The organism is Cetobacterium sp., assembly GCF_051653945.1.
In the GTDB taxonomy this organism is placed as follows: Bacteria; Fusobacteriota; Fusobacteriia; order Fusobacteriales; family Fusobacteriaceae; genus Cetobacterium_A.
Map to the genome: position 1 here is coordinate 1 of NZ_JBOFXD010000111.1, position 4975 is coordinate 4975.

At 28.9% G+C, this 4975-nt stretch carries 3 protein-coding genes; 2 read left to right on the plus strand and 1 reads right to left on the minus strand.

The annotated features are described in order from the left end of the window. Positions 1-158: 158 nt before the first annotated feature. On the minus strand, positions 159-326 hold the full coding sequence (locus ACRC8M_RS11220; protein WP_438529204.1) for a hypothetical protein: 168 nt from the start codon (positions 324-326) through the stop codon (positions 159-161). 203 nt (positions 327-529) lie between these two features. Between ACRC8M_RS11220 and ACRC8M_RS11225 the strand changes: the two genes are divergently transcribed. After that, complete coding sequence (locus ACRC8M_RS11225) at positions 530-2233, plus strand: GGDEF domain-containing protein (RefSeq protein WP_438529205.1); 1704 nt, start codon at positions 530-532, stop codon at positions 2231-2233. After that, positions 2233-4975, plus strand: a 2743-nt coding sequence (locus ACRC8M_RS11230; protein WP_438529206.1) for an EAL domain-containing protein, incomplete at its 3' end; no start/stop codon positions are given. The genes ACRC8M_RS11225 and ACRC8M_RS11230, both read left to right, overlap by 1 nt.

Below are 4975 nucleotides of genomic sequence, written 5' to 3' on the forward strand. Positions count from 1 at the left end.
TATATGTTTTTGATTCATTCCTATTACTACTTTCAAGTGCTTTAAATTTTAAAAATTCATTGATAACGAAATTTCCACAATTAAATAAAGTTGTTGTATTTATATTTTCTTCATCTAAAATTACTGTTTTATATTCTATGTCTCTACCCAACATTTATTTAGTCACCGATTTTTCTTCTTGTTTTCAATGTATTATTTTTTCTGTCTTCGATTTTTTTTAAAGTAGCTTCTAAACTTCCTTTTTTAGTAGATCTTAAAAAATATTCTGATTTATCCTTTGAAACTATAAATTTTAACGATTCGTTTGTTTTAGAATACACAGACATTTTTTTCACCTCTTTTTTATATATTATACAATGATAAGTTTATTTTGTATATTTTTTTATACTCTTTTTTCATCAAAAATCAAATTTTATTCCACCTCTTTTTGAAACCCTCTAAACTGATTTTAGAGGGTTTTCTATTTTAGGATAATATGGTATACTAATCTAATCGACTATTTTATTTTGGAGGAGAGTTTCCGTTTACTATGAAAAATAAATTTTATAATAATTTTGTTATACCAACAGTTATTTTACTAACTTTCTCCTATATATTTTTTCTAATTATTCGAGAGAATAAACTTAAAGAGAGAGAGACATCTTTCTTAAAAAAGATTACAATTAGTAATAACTCAATTGATTTTAGAAATTTAACCCCCTTAGAAAAAGAGGTTTGGAATAAGTTTCAAAAAATACCTAAAAATGAATACGCTTATAGATACAGAGAGATTGTAGAGAACAATAGAGTTCTTCTAAACATACCCCAACAACAAAATGTTGGAGCATATATTTTAAAAGAGGTTCTCAACAGTGGTGTTCTTCTACCCAAAGCTGAGCTTTTTGTTTTAAACAAACTTAGAATTTTAGATGCTACCTCAGGAGATGTTGTAAATGCTATGAAGCTCGCTATGGAGTGTCTCAATTTAGCAGAGGAACTTGAGGATGAACATGGTGTCATCAGAGCTAAAATTGGACTCAGTTCAATTTTCAACACTTTAGGAGGGCACGAAACCTCTATAAAAATGCTGTCTGATATTGATATTAACAATAAAGATTTCCCTGAAATTTCAAGAACAAAAATATCAATATATCTATATCTAGCTGAAAACTTTAGTTTTCTTCATGAGATACCTGAAGCATTTAAATACCTAAATAAAATTCCACCTCTATTGGAGGATGAGGATGAAGAGTTTAAAAAAAATGCCCTAGCTTTAAAAAATCTATTTGAAACTTCACTCTATATAGCTTCAAACGATCAAGAAGCTGCCTTAAAATCTCTAAATACCGCTACATCTTTATTGAGTAGTTTAGAAAAGACATTTTTTACTGACCTTGAGGTTCGACGTTTACTAACTACAGAGAGCTACTATTTAAAATATGACCCCAGTAAATTCTCTCCACACAATCTTAGAGCTTTTATTGAAACCTCTAATTACTACAGAGATATTACATTTTTAAAAATGGCTTTTAAACTACTTTTTAAATACTATTACGATACAAATAATTTTGAAGCATACACCAATCTCACAACTGATTATGACGGATATTTAGAAGAGTTAAATATGTCTAACAATCAGGTTTTTAGTATGTATATTATTGAAAGTTTAAAGCATGAACATTTTGCCAAAGAGAACAGAAAACTTTATAGAAACATCACTCTATTGATTACCACTATGCTTATAATGCTTGGCATTCTATACAAACAGATGCAGTACCTCGATAAAAAATCAAAAATTGACGCTTTGACAAATATTGGAAATAGGTTCTCTTTTAACTTAAAACTCGATTCCCTAAAAAATAAAAGCTATTCAATGTTACTTTTTGATATTGATAATTTTAAATCTATAAATGATAGCTATGGGCATGATTTTGGGGATGAAGTTCTAGCAACTATTGGAAAAATTCTAAAAATTATTGAAAATAAGGATATCTCTATCTACCGAGTTGGTGGAGAGGAGTTTGCCATTATTTTTACAAATCTGGATGAAAATTTTATAGTTGATAGTTGTGAGTATATTAAAGATGCTATAGAAAATATTCAATGGAAACACCCTATTACAGTAACTATCAGCGGTGGTTTTTCTAAAGCTACTGAAAATACATATATTAAGTGTGACGAAAGACTTTACATGGCTAAGAACTCTACAAAGAATATAATAATATACCAAAATATTTGCAAAGGAGAGGTTTAATGATCTACCGATTTTTCTCTATTTTTTTTCTGTTATTTTTTAATTTAACTTTTAGTAATATTTACGTACCCAAAACTCCCAATGAAGAAAAGGTATTTAGTAAATTAAAAAAGGAAAAAATTACCATAGCTCTAATAGATGAACCCTTCTATAATTTGAGCTATCCTGATGTCCACTCTTTAAACGATACTATCCAAAGTTTTTTTAAAGACTATATACAACTAGATGTAGAGTTTAAAACAGTATCTTATAAAAATTTACAAAATGAGGTTAAATCTGGTGCTGTTGATGGAGTGGCATTGATTCCCAAAAATAACTTCTATGACGAATATCTAGATTTTAGTGACGATATTTTTTCAGAAAAACTTTTTGTTGTATCTCAAGATAAACCTATCGATTGTATAAAAGATTTAAACAATAAAATTATCTATACCTCATATATGGAACCGTATAAATATATACTTGATGCTATCTTAGCAAATAACGACCTAAACAGTTATCATATATCTGTAGAGGATTTGACTAGCTATCAAAATAAACTTATTTTAACAGCTAATCCAATCCTATATAAGCCTAATTATGGGATTAAAATAGGTAACTTTTCAGGTGTTACCGTAGCTCTATCTCACAAATACTCAGAGATGCTTCCATCTATTAATAACGCTCTAAACTCTGGCTATAGAGAGATATTTTTTAAAAATTTAGTGGAGATAAATAGACTTATATCCTACAACAATTTTTATAGCTCTTTAACACCAGAGGAGAAAAAGTACCTTGAAACTCTCTCTCCAATTGAGGTGTCATATGAAAATAGAAGTGACTCTCTTGTATCATATAAATCTAAAGTTGATGGAAAATACAAGGGGATTGCACCTAATATTTTCAAAATTTTAAAAAATAATCTAAATATAGATTTCATTGATGTCACAAATGAAGAGTACAAAACTACTGATAACCTTAAAAATAATGAGTTTGATACTATGCTACTTTCCAAAACTCGAAGACGTGGTGAAGACTTTGTATTTTCTAAGAAAATCTATGATATAGAGGTATATTTGGTCAGACTAAATACCAACCCCTCTTGCAATGGAAGTGTTGGTGTTTTGAAAAATAATGTGGAGGAGCATCTAGCTCAAAGATACTATGTCAACGAAGATATCATTGTCTTTGATGACTTTAAATCTATGATCAATGCTTTAAAAACTGGTAAAATTGGAAGTCTTCTTGCAACTGATAAGAGATATTTTAATTCTAATAGGTACGACATTATCCCTTTTGAAATTATTCCCATCAATCTAGCATTTAATAGGGACCATGAAGTGCTAAGGAATATTATAGATAAAGCGTTTCGTCATTCAATAGATTTAAAAAATCTAACAGAACTATCTGAGCTAGAGCGGGATCTTGAATATAGGACTATCGCTACAAAAGAGAAGGAGTCTTTACACACTCTTATATTTTTCTCTCTACTCTTTGTTATCTTAGCCCTGATTATGTCAGGTTCTCTGTATAAAAGGTATTTAAATAAAAAAACTTTACTCAATGATTCGTTGACAGACCTACCCAACAGATTTATCTTTGATAAGTTTTGTAGTGAACAAAACTCACTCACTGGTTGTACATTTGTTGTGGATTTAAATAATTTTAAAAATATAAATGACTCTTTAGGTCATCAGTTTGGAGACCTTATTTTAAAAGAACTTGCAAATTTTTTAAAGAATAATTTTATAGGTTCATATATTTTTAGAATCTCTGGAGATGAGTTCTATGGTTTCTCATTTGAAAGTGCTGAAACTATAATTGAAAAGTTAAAGATGTATCATACTTTTTGTCCAACACTATTAAAATATAACATCACTTTTAATCTGGGAATAAGTTATAAAACATCTGAAATCTCACTGGCAACTAGCTTTAGATACTCAGATTTAGCTCTACTTGAAACTAAAAAGGTAAAAAATAAATTTTTTAAAGTTGCTGATGAGAAGTTTATTAAAAAAATGGATAGAGAAACCTCCATTCTTTTAATTCTAGAGGATGATATTAGAGGAATATACCCTCTATTTCAACCTAAAATATGTATTAAAAACAATAGAATTATTGGAGCTGAGGCTCTGGCTCGGTATGACTCTCCAAAACTTGGACCTATTCCACCTTTTGAGTTTATACCAATAGCTGAGAAATATAATTTTATTCATAAAGTTGACTACAACATTGCCAAAGAATCTATTATCTTTATTAAAGAGCTTCTTGATAGCGGTATCTCTTTGGACAACTTCAGAATATCCTTTAATGTATCCATGAAAACTTTTAAAAGGGATGATCTAATAGTTGTAATCTCTGATTTATTAAATCAATTTAAAGTTCCTGGAAAATACATTGAGATAGAGATTACTGAATCTATCTTTATTTTGGATATGAAAGACCTTATTACTAAGTTAAAAACTTTAAAAAGTTTAGGAATCCAAATATCTTTGGATGACTTTACTGCTGGGCATTCCACTGCTGGTCTTTTACCACTTTTACCCATAGATATTGTTAAATTTGACAAATCCCTTTTAGATTCTATTGAGATCAATGGTATTAAAGGAAGGATTGTCTATAGGAATTTAACCTCTCTAATAAAGGATTTAAACTTTAAAATTGTATCTGAGGGGGTTGAAACAAAAGAACAGATGGAGTTTTTAGAGTTTTTAAAAGTTGATTATGCTCAGGGGTACTATTTTAGTAGACCTATTACAAAAG

Coding starts and splice junctions, on each gene's coding strand:
- ACRC8M_RS11225 (WP_438529205.1), top strand. CDS start 530: ATGAAAAATAAATTTTATAATAATTTTGTTATACCAACAGTTATTTTA.
- ACRC8M_RS11220 (WP_438529204.1), bottom strand. CDS start 326: ATGTCTGTGTATTCTAAAACAAACGAATCGTTAAAATTTATAGTTTCA.